Annotated in this window: 14 protein-coding genes; 10 read left to right on the top strand and 4 right to left on the bottom strand. The window is 70.3% G+C overall.

The genetic code is table 11. The features are described from left to right. Nucleotides 1-142: 142 nt before the first annotated feature. Together IPJ61_RS06455 and IPJ61_RS06450 are read right to left on the bottom strand one after the other, a co-directional pair. On the bottom strand, nucleotides 143-1,399 hold the full coding sequence (locus IPJ61_RS06455; protein ID WP_297104333.1) for an MFS transporter: 1,257 nt from the start codon (nucleotides 1,397-1,399) through the stop codon (nucleotides 143-145). 43 nt (nucleotides 1,400-1,442) lie between these two features. Beyond that, a complete protein-coding gene (locus IPJ61_RS06450; RefSeq protein ID WP_297104331.1) occupies nucleotides 1,443-4,718 on the bottom strand; it encodes a bifunctional proline dehydrogenase/L-glutamate gamma-semialdehyde dehydrogenase in 3,276 nt (1,091 codons plus the stop codon). A gap of 241 nt (nucleotides 4,719-4,959) precedes the next feature. Between IPJ61_RS06450 and IPJ61_RS06445 the strand changes: the two genes are divergently transcribed. Then, the gene (locus IPJ61_RS06445; RefSeq protein ID WP_297104328.1) at nucleotides 4,960-7,161 is read left to right on the top strand and encodes a polyribonucleotide nucleotidyltransferase; all 2,202 of its coding nucleotides are present in this window, start codon (nucleotides 4,960-4,962) and stop codon (nucleotides 7,159-7,161) included. A 260-nt stretch (nucleotides 7,162-7,421) separates the two neighbouring features. Then, the gene (gene dapB / locus IPJ61_RS06440; protein ID WP_459251267.1) at nucleotides 7,422-8,153 is read left to right on the top strand and encodes a 4-hydroxy-tetrahydrodipicolinate reductase; all 732 of its coding nucleotides are present in this window, start codon (nucleotides 7,422-7,424) and stop codon (nucleotides 8,151-8,153) included. Here the strand turns inward: dapB and IPJ61_RS06435 are convergent. Further along, nucleotides 8,150-8,686, bottom strand: coding sequence for a GNAT family N-acetyltransferase (locus IPJ61_RS06435; protein ID WP_297104323.1), 537 nt, complete (start codon nucleotides 8,684-8,686; stop codon nucleotides 8,150-8,152). The genes dapB and IPJ61_RS06435 overlap by 4 nt on opposite strands. Before the next feature lie 76 nt (nucleotides 8,687-8,762). On the opposite strand from IPJ61_RS06435, the gene IPJ61_RS06430 reads away from it, so the two are divergent. From IPJ61_RS06430 to proB, 5 genes are all read left to right on the top strand, one after another. Further along, a complete protein-coding gene (locus tag IPJ61_RS06430; protein ID WP_297105576.1) occupies nucleotides 8,763-10,427 on the top strand; it encodes a ribonuclease J in 1,665 nt (554 codons plus the stop codon). 120 nt (nucleotides 10,428-10,547) lie between these two features. After that, nucleotides 10,548-10,856 carry a 50S ribosomal protein L21 gene (rplU, locus tag IPJ61_RS06425; protein WP_297104320.1) on the top strand — a complete coding sequence of 103 codons (309 nt, stop codon included), beginning with the start codon at nucleotides 10,548-10,550 and terminating at the stop codon, nucleotides 10,854-10,856. Between the two features lie 10 nt (nucleotides 10,857-10,866). Next, on the top strand, nucleotides 10,867-11,118 hold the full coding sequence (gene rpmA / locus IPJ61_RS06420) for a 50S ribosomal protein L27 (RefSeq protein WP_219080266.1): 252 nt from the start codon (nucleotides 10,867-10,869) through the stop codon (nucleotides 11,116-11,118). A 110-nt stretch (nucleotides 11,119-11,228) separates the two neighbouring features. Further along, the gene (gene obgE / locus IPJ61_RS06415; protein ID WP_297104309.1) at nucleotides 11,229-12,737 is read left to right on the top strand and encodes a GTPase ObgE; all 1,509 of its coding nucleotides are present in this window, start codon (nucleotides 11,229-11,231) and stop codon (nucleotides 12,735-12,737) included. After that, a complete protein-coding gene (gene proB, locus IPJ61_RS06410; RefSeq protein ID WP_297104307.1) occupies nucleotides 12,727-13,821 on the top strand; it encodes a glutamate 5-kinase in 1,095 nt (364 codons plus the stop codon). The genes obgE and proB overlap by 11 nt, the downstream gene beginning before the upstream one ends. Before the next feature lie 33 nt (nucleotides 13,822-13,854). On the opposite strand, the gene IPJ61_RS06405 is transcribed toward proB, so the two are convergent. Next, the gene (locus IPJ61_RS06405) at nucleotides 13,855-14,496 is read right to left on the bottom strand and encodes a response regulator transcription factor (protein WP_297104304.1); all 642 of its coding nucleotides are present in this window, start codon (nucleotides 14,494-14,496) and stop codon (nucleotides 13,855-13,857) included. A 122-nt stretch (nucleotides 14,497-14,618) separates the two neighbouring features. Here IPJ61_RS06405 and IPJ61_RS06400 point away from each other — a divergent pair, with 122 nt between their 5' ends. The 3 genes from IPJ61_RS06400 (at nucleotide 14,619) to IPJ61_RS06390 (ending at nucleotide 17,057) form a co-directional block, all read left to right on the top strand. Then, nucleotides 14,619-15,077 carry a hypothetical protein gene (locus tag IPJ61_RS06400; RefSeq protein ID WP_297104301.1) on the top strand — a complete coding sequence of 153 codons (459 nt, stop codon included), beginning with the start codon at nucleotides 14,619-14,621 and terminating at the stop codon, nucleotides 15,075-15,077. Continuing rightward, nucleotides 15,074-16,330, top strand: coding sequence for a sensor histidine kinase (locus IPJ61_RS06395; protein WP_297104299.1), 1,257 nt, complete (start codon nucleotides 15,074-15,076; stop codon nucleotides 16,328-16,330). The genes IPJ61_RS06400 and IPJ61_RS06395 overlap by 4 nt, the downstream gene beginning before the upstream one ends. 121 nt (nucleotides 16,331-16,451) lie before the next feature. Beyond that, nucleotides 16,452-17,057, top strand: coding sequence for a hypothetical protein (locus tag IPJ61_RS06390; RefSeq protein WP_297104296.1), 606 nt, complete (start codon nucleotides 16,452-16,454; stop codon nucleotides 17,055-17,057). Nucleotides 17,058-17,092: the final 35 nt, after the last annotated feature.

Genomic DNA, 17,092 nt, shown 5'->3' with positions numbered 1-17,092 from the left:
CCTCGGCTGCGGCGCACCAGATCGGGCGATCTACGACCCCCATATCTTGACGGGTATGTCCCAATACGCTTACAAGATCTGGGGGTCGTATCTCATCCCGCCTGGCACGTCCTCGCCGGAGGAAGCATTGTTCAGCACGCTCCTAGGTCCGGGGGAGCGGGCGCGCGACGAGCACGCAGAGGGGGAGGAGGGCGACCATCGTCAGCACCGAGAGCATCGGGAAGCTGCTGGCGGCGAGCAGCGGGCCCGCGCCGAAGGCGGCGACCGCGCCGAGCAGGTTGGACAGCGCGTCGACCCCGCCCTGCGAGGAGGCGCGGACATCCGTCGACACCGTCGATGTGAACAGTGCCGAGCCCGCGACGTTCGTGAAGCACCAGCCGAGGCCGAGCAGGAACAGCGACGTCATGACCCAGGCCGTGTCGTCAGGCCAGGCTGCGGCGATGACGAGCGACGCCAGGAGGATCGCGATGCCGGCCCAGATGGCAGGCCGCGGGCCGAAGCGGTCGCTGAGCCAGCCGACGATCGGCGAGAACGCGAACATGCCCGCGATGTGGATGCTGAGCGTGATGCCCACGACATCGATGTCGCCGCCATGGTGGACGATGTGCACAGGGGTCATGGTCATGATGGCGACCATCACCACCTGGCCGGTCAGGATGGCGACGACAGCGACCCGCGCCGGCCGGTTCCCGCCGAGCTCCGCGCCCATGGCGCGCAGCCGCTGGCGCAGGCTCGCCTTGCGCGTCGTCGTCGGCGTGCCGACGCGCTCGGCAAGCATGAGCAGGGGGTCGGGGCGCAGCGCGACGAAAACCACGGCGCCCGCGAGGATGAGGAAGACCGCCGCGATCAGGAAGGCCGCTGCGAACACCGTCAGCCCGGTGACGGCGCCGAGGATCTTGCCCGGCGCGCCCAGGTTCGGCCCGATGACGGTCCCGAGCGTGCCGAACCAGACCACCATGGACAACGCGCGGCCCTTGTGGTGCGGCTGAGCGAGGTCGGTCGCGGCGAACCTGGCCTGCAGGCTCACCGCGGCGCCGGCGCCGATCAGCAGCAGTCCCACAAACAGCGGCACGACGAGGCTCCGCTGGGCGGCGACCACGAGGATCGCGCTGCCAAGTCCGGCGATCCACCAGCCGGCGGCGAGTGAGAGTCGTCGGCCCCGACGCGCGGCGAGGTTGCCCAGCGGGATCCCGAAAAGGGCCGCGCCCAGGGTGCTGGCCGTGCGTGCCAGCCCGGCCCACGCCTCGCTGTTGGTGACCTGCTCCGCGAGCAGGATGCCGATCGATGGCGCCACGCCGACGCCGACGGTTCCGACGATCTGCGTGATCACCAGCACGACCATCGTGCGGCGCTGCACGCCAGCGAGCGACGCGAGCGGGTCGGAGGGGGCGTGATTCACGGGGCTCCTGATTTCGGGACTGGGCCGCAACAGCCTATCGGGGTCAGAGCGCGAGGCTCGTCGTCAGGCGGCTCGGGTGCCCGAACCGGTGGTTGGTGATGCTCACGGACTGCTCGCGCAGGTACGGCAGCAGAGCGACCCGGCCCGGGAGGACTGACGGACCGGCGTAGACGGTGAGGTCGATCGAGCCGCCCGCGTCGGCCAGCAGGTCGCGCGTGCCGAGGTGGCGCACGCGGCCCGTTGCCGCGGCATCGAACTCCTCGTCGGGGGCGACGACGACGCGGCGGCCCGCCAGCGCGATCCGCACCTCGGGCGCGGGCTCGCCGCGGAACGAGAACGTCGCAGGGGCCCGCGCCGTCGACGCGGCTGCCGCCTCGCGGAGGACGTCGCGGACCGGCGCATCCTCGACCCGGACCGTGACGGGGACGGGGCGGTAGCGCAGCACGTTGATCTCCGCGGAGAGCCCGGTGCGGTCCTGCCTCCGGAAGTGGCTGCGCAGCGCGGCCTCGTCCGACGCCCGTGCGGCGGCGAGCCAGGCATCGTCCGGTGCGGCGTCGAGGTCTGGCTCCCAGCGGCCGAAGGCCAGCAGGTAGTTGGGTCCGCCCGCCTTCGCGCCCGGGCCGACGGCGGAACGCTTCCAGCCGCCGAACGGCTGCCGGCGCACGATGGCGCCGGTGATCGAGCGGTTCACGTACACGTTGCCTGCCTCGACCCGGTCGAGCCACGTCTGGACCTCCGAGGGGTCCAGCGAGTGCAGCCCCGCGGTCAGGCCGTAGGGGGTGCCGTTTTGCCAGGCGATGGCCTCATCCAGCGTCGCCGCCGACATCAACCCCAGCACCGGCCCGAAGTACTCGACCTGGTGGAACTCGCTGCCGGGAAGCACGCCCTCGCGGACGCCCGGCCGCCACAGCCGCTGGTCGATCCGCTCCGGCTTCAGCAGCCAGCGCTGCCCGGCCTCCAGGGTCGTGAGCCCGCGGAGCAGCTTCTCGCCGGGCGGCTCGGTGAGCGGACCCACCTCCGCCAGCGGGTCGTCGGGCCAGGCGACGACGAGCGAACGGGCCGCGTCGCAGACCTGGTCCAGGAACCTACGCGAGCGCGCCACGGAGCCGACGAGGATGCCGAGCGACGCCGCCGAGCACTTCTGGCCCGCGTGGCCGAACGCGGACGCGACGAGATCGACGGCGGCGAGGTCGAGGTCGGCTGACGGCGTGATGACCAGCGCGTTCTTGCCGGAGGTCTCCGCCAGCAGCGGGAGGCCCGGCCGCCAGGACCGGAACAGCTCGGCGGTCTCCGCCGCGCCGGTGAGCACCACGAGGCCCACGCGCGAATCCTCGACAAGGGCCCGGCCGAGTGGCCCGTCGTCGACGTGTGCGAGCTGGACGACGCCCTCGGGGAACCCTGCCCGCAGGCAGGCCTCCGTGAGCACGGCGGCGACCCGACGCGCGGGCGGCGCCGGCTTGAGGATGACCGCGGACCCGGCCGCCAGCGCTGCCGCGACGCCGCCCAGCGGGATGGCGATGGGGAAGTTCCACGGAGAGGCCACGAGTACCAGCCGCGGCGGCACGCGGAGGACGCCGTCGACCCGCTCCTCTGCCAGACCCGCGTAGTAGCGCGCGAAGTCGCAGGCCTCCGAGACCTCGACGTCCGCCTGGTCGATCAGCTTGCCCACCTCGTCGGCGGCGATGCGGATGAGGTCGGCGCGGGCCGACTCCAGCTCGTCGCCGAGGCGCCGCAGCAGGCGGGCGCGCTCGGCGGGGGAGACGTCGGCCCACCGCGTCCCCGCCTCCACACCCCGGGCGAGTACCCCGTCGACGGCGCCCTCCCCGTCGAGGCGCGCGACGGCCAGCGTGGCGGCGCCGAGCTCCGGGGCGGGTAACCCCGCACGGATCGACTCCGCCCATTCCTGGTTCGCGAGCAGCGCGGGGTCGGTGTCGACGGCGTTCGCGAACCCGGGGTGCTCGGGGCGAACCTGAGTGGCCCACTCCTTCGGCGTCGCGTCGTCGACATGCGAGAGAGCAGCCCGGAACCGCGCCTCCTCACGATCAAGGAACCCAGCGTCGGCGCCCAGCGACGCGGCACCGGACATGAAGTTCTCGGGCGCCGCGTTCTCCTCGAGCCTGCGGACGAGGTACGAGATGGCGGAGTCGTACTCGGCGCGCGGCACCACCGGCACGTACAACCGCAGCCGGCCGACCTCGCCCTGGATCACCCGCTGCAGCGGCACACCCATGCCCGACAGCATCTCGACGTCGACGGCGTCGGTCACGCCCCGTGCCTTCGCCAGCTCCCAGGCGGCGGCCAACGTGTAGATGTTGTGGCTCGCGACGCCGATCCGCACCCGCGCTGCGCGCTCGGGCGTCAGGCACTCGCCCAGCGCGCGCAGGTACGAGGCGTCGGTCTCCTCCTTCGTCGCGTGCGCGGGGTTCGCCCAGCCGCGCAGCTCCGCCTGCACGCGCTCCATGGCGAGGTTCGCGCCCTTGACGAGCCGGGCCTTGAGAGGCGCACCGCCGGCCGCGATCCGCGCGGCCGCGATGCGGTCAAGCTCGCGCAGGACGAGCGGCGACTCCACCAGATAGCACTGCACCGCGAGGCCCGTCCGCAGCCGCAGCAGCTCAGGTTCCAGTACGAGGCGCTCGAACACCTCGAGCGTCAGGTGCAGGTCGCGGTACTCCTCCATGTCGATGTTGACGAACGTGTCCTCGCGGACCGCCCGGAGGAACAGCGGCCGCAGCCGTTCGACGGCGGCGTCGGCGACGGCAGCCTGGCCCCAGGGGGCATGCTGACCCAGCACCGACGACACCTTGATGGACACATAGTCGACATCCGCGCGCGACAGGAGCCTCGTCGTCGCTTCGAGGCGCGCCCGGGCGTGCTCGTCGCCCAGGACGGCCTCGCCGAGCAGGTTCACGTTGAGCTCCGCCCCACGGCGCCGCAGGCGTCGCAGCGCAGGAGCGAGGGAGGAGCCGACGTCGACGACGAGGTCGCCGACGAGCATCTCGAACACCTTCCTGACGAGCGGGAGCAGGGTACCGGGCGTGGCCGCCACCGCGGTGCGCAGCCCGAGTCGCAGGGGAGCCGGCAGGAAGCCGACGTCGCGGCGGGCCAGCTCTCGCAGCGCGGCGGCGGCGACCGTCGGATCCTCGGGACGGATGACCGTGTCCACGAAGTCGAGGGTGAAGCGAAGCCCCTCGGGGTGACGCAGGGCGGCGGCCAACAGCTTCGTGGCCCGGGGTTCGGGATGGGTGCGGCAGGCCTCGGCCCACCGTCGCGCCGTCGCGATGGCGGCGTCGCCGATGACGTGCACGGACGATGTGCTCATGAGCTCATCGTGCCACGTCGCGAATACGGTGGAAGTGAGGCGAGGGGGTAGCATGATCTCGGACCATTTCGTGGTCCGAGAGAGAAACAGCCGCCCAACCGGGTGTGAGTCTGGTCCTCGGTAGTGGCCTTCGGGTGCAGGAGATTGCGCACCCGCGGGCCTCGATCGAAGACCGGCTGGCGCTTCGCGGGGAGAACACCCGCGCGGGTTTGGGCTGCGCCCGAACGAAAGGAGCCTGTCCGTGGAAGGACCGGGCATCGAATTCGCCGAGGCCGTGATTGACAACGGCCGCTACGGCACCCACACCGTCCGCTTCGAGGCCGGCGCGCTCGCGCAGCAGGCCGACGGATCGGCCGCCGTCTACCTCGACGGCGACACCATGTTGCTGTCGGCGACGACCGCGCAGAAGACCCCGCGCGACGCCATCGACTTTTTCCCGCTCACCGTCGACGTCGAGGAGCGGATGTACGCCGCGGGCCGCATCCCCGGCTCGTTCTTCCGTCGCGAAGGCCGCCCCGGTGAGGGCGCCATCCTGGCCTGCCGCCTGATCGACCGTCCGCTGCGTCCCGCGTTCGTCAAGGGCCTCCGCAACGAGGTCCAGGTCGTCGTCACCGTGCTCTCGCTGAATCCGGCGGTCATGTACGACGTCGTCGCGATCAACGCGGCCTCCATGTCGACCCAGCTCGCGGGCCTGCCGTTCTCCGGCCCCATCGGCGGCGTCCGCGTCGCCCTCATCGACGACCAGTGGGTCGCGTTCCCGACCGTCGAGCAGGTGGCCAAGTCCGCCTTCCAGATGGTCGTCGCGGGTCGCGTGCTCGCCGACGGTGACGTCGCCATCATGATGGTCGAGGCCGGCGGAACGGACGCCACCTGGGAGCTCGTCCGCGCGGGCAAGACCGCGCCGACCGAGGAGATCGTCGGCCAGGGACTTGAGGCCGCCAAGCCGTTCATCAAGGCGCTGTGCGACGCGCAGTCCGAGCTGGCCGCGAAGCTGCCCAAGGAGACCTACGACTTCCCGGTCTTCCGCGACTACCAGGACGACGTCTTCGAGGCCGTCCAGGAGCTCGCCAGCGACCGTGTGGCCGAGGCCATGCGCATCGCGGGCAAGCAGGAGCGCGACGAGGCCACCCACGCCATCCGCGGGGACGTGCAGGCCCAGCTGGCCGAGCGCTTCGCCGACCGCGGCAACGAGGTCTCCGCGGCCCTCAAGGCCCTGACCAAGAAGATCGTTCGCCACCGCACCCTCACTGAGGGCGTCCGCATCGACGGCCGCGGCCCGAGCGACATTCGTGAGCTCTCCGCCGAGGTCGCGGTCATCCCGCGCGTGCACGGTTCGGCGCTGTTCCAGCGCGGCGAGACCCAGATCCTGGGTGTCTCGACGCTGAACATGCTCGACATGGAGCAGAAGATCGACACGCTCTCGCCCGAGTCGACCAAGCGCTACATGCACAACTACAACTTCCCGCCGTTCTCGACGGGCGAGACCGGCCGCGTCGGCTCCCCGAAGCGTCGCGAGATCGGCCACGGCGCTCTCGCCGAGCGGGCGATCGCGCCAGTGCTGCCCACTCGCAACGAGTTCCCGTACGCCATCCGCCAGGTCTCCGAGGCGCTCGGCTCCAACGGCTCGACGTCGATGGGCTCGGTCTGCGCGTCCACGCTGTCGCTGCTGAACGCCGGCGTGCCGTTGAAGGCCGCCGTCGCGGGCATCGCGATGGGCCTCATGAGTGAGGACGTCGACGGCGAGACCAAGTACATCGCGCTGACCGACATCCTTGGCGCCGAGGATGCCCTCGGCGACATGGACTTCAAGGTGGCGGGAACGCGTGACTTCGTCACCGCCCTCCAGCTGGACACCAAGCTCAACGGCATCCCCGCCGTCGAGCTGCAGAAGGCCCTGCTCCAGGCCCGCGACGCCCGCCACACCCTCCTCGAGGTCATGGGTGAGGCCATCGACGCGCCGGATGAGATGTCCCCGTACGCGCCGCGCATCATCTCGCTGCGCATCCCGGTCGACAAGATCGGCGAGGTCATCGGCCCCAAGGGCAAGGTCATCAACACGATCCAGGACGAGACCGGCGCGAACATCGCGATCGAGGACGACGGCACCGTGTACGTGGGCGCCGACAGCGGCGAGGCCGCGGAGGCCGCGGTCGCGCAGATCAACGCGATCGCCAACCCGCACCTGCCTGAGAAGGGCGAGCGCTACCTCGGCACCGTCGTCAAGCTGATGCCGTTCGGCGCGTTCGTGTCGCTCATGCCCGGCAAGGACGGCCTCCTGCACATCTCGAAGCTGCGCGCCCTCGCCGGCGGCAAGCGCGTCGAGGATCCGGAGGACGTGCTGAGCGTCGGCCAGAAGCTGCAGGTCGAGATCTCGGAGATCGACGACCGCGGCAAGCTGTCGCTGGTCCCGGTCGTCGAGGAGACCGAGGCCGCGGCCGAGTGACGACTGCTGGCGGAGCCGCCGCGTGAGCGATAGCGAACCGGCGAGTCGAAACCAATGAGCCGATGAGGCGCCGGGACCATCTGGTCCTGGCGCCTCTTTTGCCTGGGTCTGCCCTCTGCCGACGGTGCAGGACTGCCAGCGGCGGCCTGCGCTCCGGCTGTGAACCTACACCGGGCCTGTCTACGGCCTCGGTCCCCTCGATGATGGGTAACGTTGGGCCTAACTGTGAGGAAGAGGGAAGGGAACCAGCGGTGAATGAGATCCGGGTCGGCGTTTTCGGGGCGAGCGGAAAGATGGGCAGCGAGGTGATCCGCGCCGTGGGGCGCGCCGAGGGGATGACCGCTGTCGGAGGGGTCGATCTCGGAGAGCCGCGGGAGCAGATCGGGCGCGCGCAGGTCGTCGTCGACTTCACCCATCCCAATGCCGTCATGGAGAACATCGAATGGGCGGTGAGCCGCGGGATGCACATGGTCATCGGCACGACCGGGTTCACGCCGGAGCGCCTCGATCTGGTGCGTGACGTGCTCGCCGAGAACCCAGGCGTCGGCGTGCTGATCGCGTCGAACTTCTCGATCGGTGCCGTGCTCATGATGCAGTTCGCGGCGAAGGCGGCCGCGTTCTACCCGTCGGCGGAGATCGTCGAACTGCACCACCCGAACAAGGCCGACGCGCCGTCGGGTACCTCCGCGACGACAGCGCGGCGCATCGCCGCCGCCCGCGCCGAGGCCGGCCTCGGCGCGGTCCCGGACGCGACCGTCCACGACGACGGCGCCCGCGGTGCGGTCGTCGACGGCATCCACGTCCACGGCGTGCGGCTCCAAGGCCTGGTCGCGCACCAAGAGGTGCTGTTCGGTGCGTTGGGGGAGACGCTCACCATCCGCCACGACTCGTTCGACCGGGTCTCGTTCATGCCCGGCGTCGTCGCCGGCATCCGCCACGTCGTCGACCACCCCGGCCTGACCCTCGAGATGGAGTCGGTGCTCGGAATCTAGTGTCCCGCGTCGGCGATGCGGGTGTGCAGGCGCACGAGCCTGAGGCGTGCGCCCGCGTCGTCGACGGCGACCTCCTGGTGCGCGCCGTCTGACGCCCACCCGCAGCCGGTGAGGAACGCGCGGAGGGCGTCGTCGGCTGCCTGGACCCAGATGGTGGCGACGTCATAGCCGTCGGTGCGCAGCGTGTCGACGGCCGCGTTCAGCAGCCGCGAGCCGTGGCCGCGGCCGCGCTGGCGGGGGTCGACGACGAACTCGCCGATGGTGCCTACGCGTTCCTCCGCGTCGTCGTCGGGGCTGGGTCCGGTGACCGCGAACGCGACGACGCCAGGCTCGCCGATGGCGACGAGCACCCGGAAGTGAGCCAGCGGCGGGCGGACAATGGCGTCGTGCCAGGCGCGGGTTGCCTCGTCTGCCCCCATCCCCGCGACCGCGGCCGCAAGCGCGCCGGACTCCGACCACGCACGTCGCTGGATGCGGGCGAGATCGACGGACTCGGACGGCATGGCCAGGCGGACGGTGTCGACGGCAGACATGCGGACCATCCTAGGGGCCTCAACGAGGGCCGCTGACCAGCGAAAGTCCACTACCCTGTGGGCCATGACAGAAGTGATGACGCCCCCGAAACTGGCCCCCGGCACGCTGCGCGTGATTCCCTTGGGTGGTCTCGGGGACGTCGGCCGCAACATGACGGCGTTCGAGATCGACGGCCAGATCGCGCTCGTCGACTGCGGCGTCCTCTTCCCGGAGGACCACCACCCCGGCGTCGACCTCATCCTCCCGGCCCTCGACTACCTCGACGGACGCCTGGATGACATCGTCGCGCTCGTCCTCACCCACGGGCACGAGGACCACATCGGCGCCGTGCCCTACCTCCTGAAGCGCCGCCCGGACATCCCGATCTACGGCTCGAAGCTGACGCTGGCTTTCGTCGCCGCGAAGCTGCGCGAGCATCGCCTCCGCGACTTCGTCCTCGACGCCGTCGAGGAGGGCGACATCATCGAGATCGGGAACTACGAGTTCGAGTTCCTGGCCGTCAACCACTCCATTCCCGACGCGCTTGCCGTCGCCATCCGGACCAAGGCAGGCCTCGTCCTGCACACCGGCGACTTCAAGATGGACCAGTTGCCGCTCGACGGCCGGATCACGGACCTCCGCGGATTCGCGCGCCTCGGCGAAGAGGGCGTCGACCTGTTCCTCGCGGACTCCACCAACGCCGAGATGCCCGGCTTCACTACGCCTGAGAAGGACATCGAGCCCGCCATTGCGCGGGTGTTCGAGGGCTCGAAGGGCAAGCTGATCGTCGCCTGCTTCGCCTCCCACGTGCACCGCGTCCAGCAGGTGCTCGACATGGCGGTCAAGCACGACCGCAAGGTCGTCTACGTCGGACGCTCGATGGTGCGCAACATGGGCACCGCGCGCGACCTCGGCTACCTGAAGGTGCCGGCGGGGACGCTGATCGAGCTGAAGGAGATCGACAGGTACCCGGCCGACAAGGTCGTCATTGTCTCGACCGGCTCCCAGGGCGAGCCGCTCGCCGCGCTCAGCCGCATCGCCAACCGCGACCACCCCGTCATCCAGGTCGGCCCGGGCGACACGGTCCTGCTCGCCAGCTCGCTCATCCCCGGCAACGAGAACTCCGTCTACCGCGTCATCAATGGCCTCTCGAAGCTCGGCGCCACCGTCGTGCACAAGGGCAACGCGCTCGTGCACGTCTCGGGCCACGCATCCGCGGGCGAGCTCCTGTACTGCTACAACATCCTGCGTCCCAAGAACGCGATGCCGGTCCACGGCGAGGTCCGCCATCTGATCGCCAACGGCAAGCTGGCCGAGGCAACGGGTGTTCCCGCGGAGCGCGTCGTCATCGCGGGCGATGGTGACGTCGTCGATCTCAAGGACGGCGTGGCGCGGAAGGTTGGATCGGTTGACGCGAGCTACATCTTCGTCGACGGCTCGACGGTGGGCGACATCTCTGAGTCGATCATGGACCGCCGCATCCTCGGCGAGGAGGGCTTCGTCTCGGTGATCACCGTCGTCGACGTCCACAACCGTAGGATCGTCAGCGGCCCGGAGATCCAGGCCCGCGGTCTCGCGGAGGACGGCTCGGTGTTCGAGGAGGCCCGTGGCCGCGTCTCCGACGCGCTGCTTGAGGCGTTGACCGACGGCGTGGACGACACGATCCGCCTACAGCAGGTGACTCGCCGTGCCTTCGGCCAGTGGATCTCGAAGCGTCTTCGCCGCCGCCCGATGATCGTCCCGGTGGTGGTGACCACCTAATGCCGGTTTGACCCCCTGCGGGGTGCCGCGTAGAGTAATCCCTCGGTGCTTTGCCCCTGGACGGTATTCGTTCGGATGGGCACCCAAAGACTTTGCTAGTTAAACGAAGGTAGGTCAGTCGTGTACGCGATCGTGCGCAACGGTGGTCGACAGCACAAGGTTGCTGTCGGCGACGTCCTGAACATCGACCTGGTGTCGGAAGAGGTCGGCGGTACTGTCGCCCTGCAGCCGCTGCTGCTGGTCGACGGCGACAAGATCACCTCGGATGCCAAGGCTCTCGGCAAGGTGAGCGTCACCGCCGAGGTCGTGGGCGAGACCAAGGGTCCGAAGATCCGGATCCTGAAGTACAAGAACAAGACCGGCTACAAGAAGCGCCAGGGTCACCGCCAGCGGTACACCCAGGTCAAGGTCACTGGTATCGAGGCCTGAGGAGTAGAAGATGGCACACAAGAAGGGCGCGTCCTCTACGCGCAACGGTCGTGACTCGAACGCCCAGCGTCTGGGCGTCAAGCGCTACGGCGGTCAGGTCGTCGGTGCCGGCGAGATCCTCGTCCGCCAGCGCGGCACCCACTTCCACCCGGGCGACGGCGTCGGACGCGGTGGCGATGACACCCTCTTCGCCCTTGTCGAGGGCCAGGTCGAGTTCGGTGTGAAGCGCGGTCGCCGCGTGGTCAACGTCGTTCCCGCCTGATCACAGATCCACAGTGAGGCCCGCCCCTTCGGGGCGGGCCTCACTGCTTTCTGTGCGCCGGACCCCGGTTGGAGGCTGCGGGGATCGTGCCGGGATAGACTGACCCGCCTATGGCTATTCCTTCTTTCGTCGACCGCGTCAAGCTCACCGTCCAGGCTGGCAACGGCGGGCACGGCTGCACGTCCATCCATCGCGAGAAGTTCAAGCCGCTCGGCGGGCCCGACGGCGGCAACGGCGGCGACGGCGGGTCCGTGGTCCTGCGCGTCGACGACTCGCTGTCGACGCTCGTCGAGTACCACCGCCAGTCGGTGCGCAAGGCGACCAACGGGCAGCCGGGCAAGGGCGACCACCAGCACGGGGCGCGGGGCGACAGCGTCGTTCTGCCCGTGCCGAGCGGCACCGTCGTCACCGACGCCGAGACCGGCGAGGTGCTCGCGGACCTTACGGAACCTGGGCAGGAGATCGTCGTTGCCCAGGGCGGAAGGGGCGGCCTCGGCAACGAGGCACTGGCGAGCGCCTCCCGCAAGGCGCCCGGCTTTGCGCTGCTGGGCGAGGAGGGCGAGTCGCGGCTCATCCAGCTCGAGCTGAAGGTCGTCGCCGACGTCGGCCTCGTCGGCTTCCCGTCCGCGGGCAAGTCGTCGCTCGTCGCGGCCATCTCGCGCGCACGGCCGAAGATCGCCGACTACCCGTTCACGACGCTGGTGCCGAACCTGGGCGTCGTCGTCGCGGGCGAGGTCACCTACACCGTGGCTGACGTGCCCGGCCTGATCGAGGGCGCGTCCGAGGGGCGTGGCCTCGGCTTCGACTTCCTCCGGCACATCGAGCGGTGTCAGGCCATCGTGCACGTCATCGACCTCGGCACCTACGAGCCTGGCCGCGACCCGGTCGCCGACCTCGAGGTCATCGAGGCAGAACTGGCCGCGCACGGCGGGCTGGAGGACCGGGTGCGGCTCATCGCGCTGAACAAGGTCGACCTGCCCGATGCTCACGAGCTCGCGGAGATCGCCAAGCCGGAGCTGGAGAAGCTCGGCCACCCGATCTTCGTCATCTCAACCAAGACCGGCGAGGGCCTGAACGAGTTGAAGTTCACGATGGCAAAGATCGTCGCGGCGCGCCGCGCGGCACTGCCCGCGCCCGCCCCGACGCCCGTGCTGCGGCCGGCGCCCGTCGCCTCGCGCCGCGGAACGGCCGCCGAGGAGTTCACCATCGTCAAGAAGGGCGACGGCGAAGGCGGCTTCGTGTGGCGCGTGCGCGGCGAGAAGCCCGAGCGCTGGATCCGCCAGACCGACTTCAACAACGCGGAGGCCGTCGGCTACCTCGCCGACCGGCTCAACCGGTTGGGTGTCGAGACGAAGCTCCTCGACCTCGGCGCGCGCACGGGCGACGCCGTCGCGATCGGCGGCGAGAACGCGGTCGTGTTCGACTTCGCCCCGCAGGTGGAGATCGGCGCCGAGATCCTCAGCCGCCGCGGTGAGGACCAGCGCCTGGAGACCGAACGCCCCGCGGCCGCGCGTCGCCGGAAGCTCGACGCCGAATACCACGCGGCCAAGGCCATCGACTACGCCACCAGCGGCTTCGAGCCCGACGATGAGGGGGATCCGGACGACGATGAGGGATGAGATTGCGTCCGCCAAGCGGATCGTCGTCAAGGTCGGCTCCTCTTCGCTGACGCTCCCGAACGGGCAGCTGGACCAGGCACGCGTCGCACAGTTCGCCCATCACCTGTCGGCGCTTCACGAGCGCGGCGTTCGCGTGGTGCTGGTCACTTCCGGCGCCATCGCCGCCGGCATCGGCCCGTTGGGGCTGCGCCGTCGGCCCCGCGACCTCGAGACGCAGCAGGCGGCGGCCGCCGTCGGTCAAGGACAGCTGGTCAGGGCGTACTCCGACGCGTTCGCCGAGCATGGCCGCCTGATCGCTCAGCTCCTGCTGACCGTCGAAGACGTGCTGCGACCCAAGACATACCGCAACGCCCTGAACACGATCTCGCGGCTGTTTCGCCTGGGCGTGATCCCCATCGTCAACGAGAACGACACCGTCGCCACGCACGAGATCCGTTTCGGCGACAACGATCGCCTCGCCGCGCTCATCGCTCACCTCGTCCGCGCGGACGCGCTCGTCCTGATGAGCGACGTCGACGGCCTCTACACCGCGCACCCCGACACACCCGGGGCCGAGCGGATCGACCGGGTCGACGACCTGGCGACGCTGGAGGCCGACACCTCCCGAGTCGGCTCCAAGGTGGGCACCGGCGGCATGACGACCAAGCTCATCGCCGCCGACATCGCCACGCAGGCCGGCGTCAGCGTCGTCCTCGGGCATGCGGACGACCTCGGCGCCGCCCTCGCGGGCGAGGAAGTCGGGACGTTCTTCCCCGCGCGCAAGCGGCGTCGCCCGCGCCGCCTCCTCTGGCTGGCATTCGCCGCCGAGCCGAGGGGCGCTCTGCACGTCGACGACGGCGCTCGCGCCGCCCTGCGCCGCGGCAAGGCGTCGCTGCTGGCCGCAGGCATCACTCGCGTCGAGGGAACCTTCGCCGAGGGCGAGCCCGTGGAGATCGTCGGCCCCGACGGCGAGCCCCTCGGCCGCGGTTTCGTGGGCTACTCGAGCGCCCAGCTCACCTCTGAGGCCGGTCATTCCAGCGCGGAGCGCGGCCACGAGCGGCAGCGTCCCGCGGTCCATCGCGATCAGCTGATGCTCGCCGACTGACACGGCTCCAGAGCTATCCGTCCGCGGAACGTCTCAGCCGAGGAGACCGTGGTCCCTGGCCAGCAGCGCGAGCTGCACGCGGTCGGCCGCACCCAACTTGACGAGCACGTTCGAGAGCTGATTGCGCACGGTCTTGTCCGCGATCGACAGGCGCCTGGCGATCTGCGCATTGCCGACACCGGCGGCGACGAGCCGCACAAGCTGAAGTTCTCGCGGGCTCAGCCGGTCGAAAGGACGGGGAACGTCGCCAAGCGGCTTCGCGAGCACCTGCCGCGCGTCGGGGAGGTGAGGGCCGACGACCAGGCCGCCATCGCGCACCGTCCGAATGGCGCCGAGGAGCACCTCCGGGTCGGTCTCCTTCACGAGAAAGCCCGAGCCGCCGGCGGACAGTACCGCCCGCGCGAGATCCGGTTCCGCTGTCATGGTCAGCACGAGCACTGCCATCTCGGGATGGGCCGCCTTCAACCGTCGGGTCAGGTCGACGCCGTCGCCGTCGGGGAGGCCCACGTCGACCACGGCGAGCCGCACGGGATGCTCTGCGGCGAGCTCCTCGGCCAGGGCAACAGTGTCGGCTTCGAGTACATCGCCTACCCATGTCTCCGAGCAGAGCAGCGCCGCGACGCCGCGCCGGACGACGGGGTGATCGTCAACCACCAGCACGAGTGTCTTCTCCACCTCCGGTTCGCCCTCCTCCAAAGTTGACCTTCTCCCCAATGCCTCGACCCTAGCCGCGGAGCCCTGCCATACTCGCGGGAACCGTCCCACGAGATCCATCGGAGCACGGCGAGGAGAAGCAGATGCAAGACCGACCACCACCCGCAGAACTGGTCGTCGCGATTTCCAGTACCGACGACTGGTTCCAGGTAGGAACTCCGGCCCAGCTCATCGCACACGGCGCGACCCATGGCGGACACCATGCGGAACATGAGGGCAGACGGCTGGAGCTCGACTTCTTCGACGCGTCAGGGCGTCCACTGCGCCCCCTCCTCGGGCTGGACCTGTCGTTGACCGGGTTCGCGCCGTTCGGCCGGCCTGCGCCGGTCGCCGTCGAGGCCCGCATGCGGCGGGTGGTGAGACGCGTACACCTGCATCTCGCCCAGCATCCGTCGGACGCAGCGACGACGGCCCTGCAGGCGGTTCCCGAACCGGGCGACCTTCCCGCGCTGGTGCGCTGGGCCCATTGGGCCACGATCGACCGCTCCAGCGGACACATGGCCGGCTGGTTCCACAACCTGCTGCACACGCTGATCGGGTGAGTGCGCCGACGACCGTTCCCGCCGTCGTCCTGGCGCTTGGCTGCCTGCCCGTCGGCGCCTTTCTCCTGCGTGCCCGCCCAGCCAACCGGGTGGGCCTTCTGCTGACGCTGGTCGGGGTTGGAGCGCTGCTCGCGGTCGTAGCGGCGGCGTTGGGAGGGACCCGCATGGGCGCCTGGGTGGAGCAGTGGGCTTGGTGGCCGCCGTGGGCGCTGCTCGTCGCTACCCTTCCGTTCTATCCGGAGGGGAGGCTGAGGGGGCGGACGAGACGGTGGCTCGTGACTCTCGCCCTCGGGGCGGGCGCGGTGGCGACGGTGGGTCTGGCCGTCGGCACCTTCCTCACGCCAGGGCTGCTGGTCGCCGCCGCTCCGGCTCACGGCGCCACGCGCGGGGCGCTCCTGGTGGCTGCATCGGCGATAGCCGTGGTGGTGGGCGTCGGGGCTGCCGCCGTTGTAGAGCTGGTCCTCCGAGCGCGACGCGCGGCTCGGCTCGAACGTACCCAGATCCGCGCCCTACTGCCCGCAGGGGTACTGATTGTGCTTGGCATCGTGGTGGAGGCGCTCGGCCTGCCGTACGCGACCGTCCCCGGTCTGTTGGCCGTGCCGGTGGGCATGGGGATCGCGATCCTCGCCTATCACCTCGACGACCTCGACCGGCGCGCCCGGCACTCGGTGGTGCGAAGCCGCGAAGAGGAACGGCTCCGCATCCGCAGGGACCTGCACGACGGCCTCGGCCCGGCCATCGCGGGGGCGAGGATGCAGGCCGCGGCGGCCTCCCGGCCCGAGGCCGACCCGACGGAACTCCTCGCCTCGGTGCAGGAGACGTTGAGCGAGTGCAGCCAGGAGATGCGGCGGATCGTCGACGGGCTGCGGCCGGGCGCCCTGGACCGAGGGCTCCTGGCCGCGATTCAGCAGCGGGCTGACGCCATCGGCCCGGAGCCGACAGTCGCGGTCACGGCGGTGGGGCGGGTGGCCGATCTCGACGCTGCGCTGGAGGTGGCGGTGTTTCGCATCGTGACGGAGGCCTTGTCGAACGCGGCCCGCCATTCGGGGGCCTCGCGCGTGTGGGTGACGCTGGATGGGACGGGTCCCGACCTTCGCGTAGAGGTCGGCGACGACGGCCGTGGCGGCGCGCGGTACCGAGAGGGTGGCGTCGGGATGGAATCGATGCGGCAGCGTGCCGAGGAAGTGGGAGGGAGGCTCACCGTCGAGAGCGACGAGACGGGCACCCGAGTCCGCGTGCAGTTGCCGCGCTGAACGTCGTGATCCTGTCCCGCGGGGAGAGGGTCAATGTCCCTCCACGACGGGACGCCGCGCAGTCGATGCTGAGGTCACATCCCGGAGACACCGGGTGCAACGGCTCAAAGGAGTAACCATCATGAGCATCCTGAAGTCCTCCCTCTCCCGCATCGCCGTGGCTGCCGCGGTCGGCCTTGGCATGCTCGGCCTGTCCGGCGCGCAGGCCGCAGCGGTCCCGACGACGCTCCTCGCCCCGGCCGCGACCCAGTGTGGCACGCCGGTCGGCACGCCGGGCTACATCCAGGCGCTCTCCTTCCACAAGCGCAGCTGGCCACTGACCGGTGGGCTGCACATGGACAGCGCGGGCACGTTCGACCGCAACACGGGGACGGTGTCGGCGGTCGTGCACCTCTACAACAGCTACTTGGCCACCGGCTACACCGGCACCACCACCATCCTGATGCGCGATAAGTGTGGAGGGCTCGTCGGCGTTACGAAGCCCGGCAAGTGGGGCGTGGAGGCCAAGGCGTGGTTCTGGAACGCGAACGAGCGCCGCGTCGTCTGGACGACCAGCATCGACCCGCGGCTGGCCAACCGCGTGGCTTCCGTCGAGGTCGTTCACGACCGCTTCACCACGGGCGAGAACATGAAGGTGGCCTACAACATCACGCGCGAGGCCGCGTGCCTCTATATCCGGACCCAGATTCCGATCCTGCCCGGATGCCCGATTCCGACGCTGAGCTGACCGCTCCCGATCCGCGAGGGGCCCTGGGATGTCCA

Origin of the sequence: Tessaracoccus sp. (genome assembly GCF_016714275.1) — a bacterium.
Taxonomy (GTDB): domain Bacteria; phylum Actinomycetota; class Actinomycetes; order Propionibacteriales; family Propionibacteriaceae; genus Arachnia.
Note: the sequence above shows the minus strand (reverse complement) of the source record. Positions and strands in the feature narration are given on the sequence as shown.

Excerpts from the sequence above, each read along its gene's own strand:
- IPJ61_RS06450 (WP_297104331.1), bottom strand. The coding sequence starts at position 4,718 with ATGAGCACATCGTCCGTGCACGTCATCGGCGACGCCGCCATCGCGACG.
- IPJ61_RS06435 (WP_297104323.1), bottom strand. The coding sequence starts at position 8,686 with ATGTCTGCCGTCGACACCGTCCGCCTGGCCATGCCGTCCGAGTCCGTC.
- IPJ61_RS06430 (WP_297105576.1), top strand. The coding sequence starts at position 8,763 with ATGACGCCCCCGAAACTGGCCCCCGGCACGCTGCGCGTGATTCCCTTG.
- rpmA (WP_219080266.1), top strand. The coding sequence starts at position 10,867 with ATGGCACACAAGAAGGGCGCGTCCTCTACGCGCAACGGTCGTGACTCG.
- obgE (WP_297104309.1), top strand. The coding sequence starts at position 11,229 with ATGGCTATTCCTTCTTTCGTCGACCGCGTCAAGCTCACCGTCCAGGCT.
- proB (WP_297104307.1), top strand. The coding sequence starts at position 12,727 with ATGAGGGATGAGATTGCGTCCGCCAAGCGGATCGTCGTCAAGGTCGGC.
- IPJ61_RS06400 (WP_297104301.1), top strand. The coding sequence starts at position 14,619 with ATGCAAGACCGACCACCACCCGCAGAACTGGTCGTCGCGATTTCCAGT.
- IPJ61_RS06390 (WP_297104296.1), top strand. The coding sequence starts at position 16,452 with ATGAGCATCCTGAAGTCCTCCCTCTCCCGCATCGCCGTGGCTGCCGCG.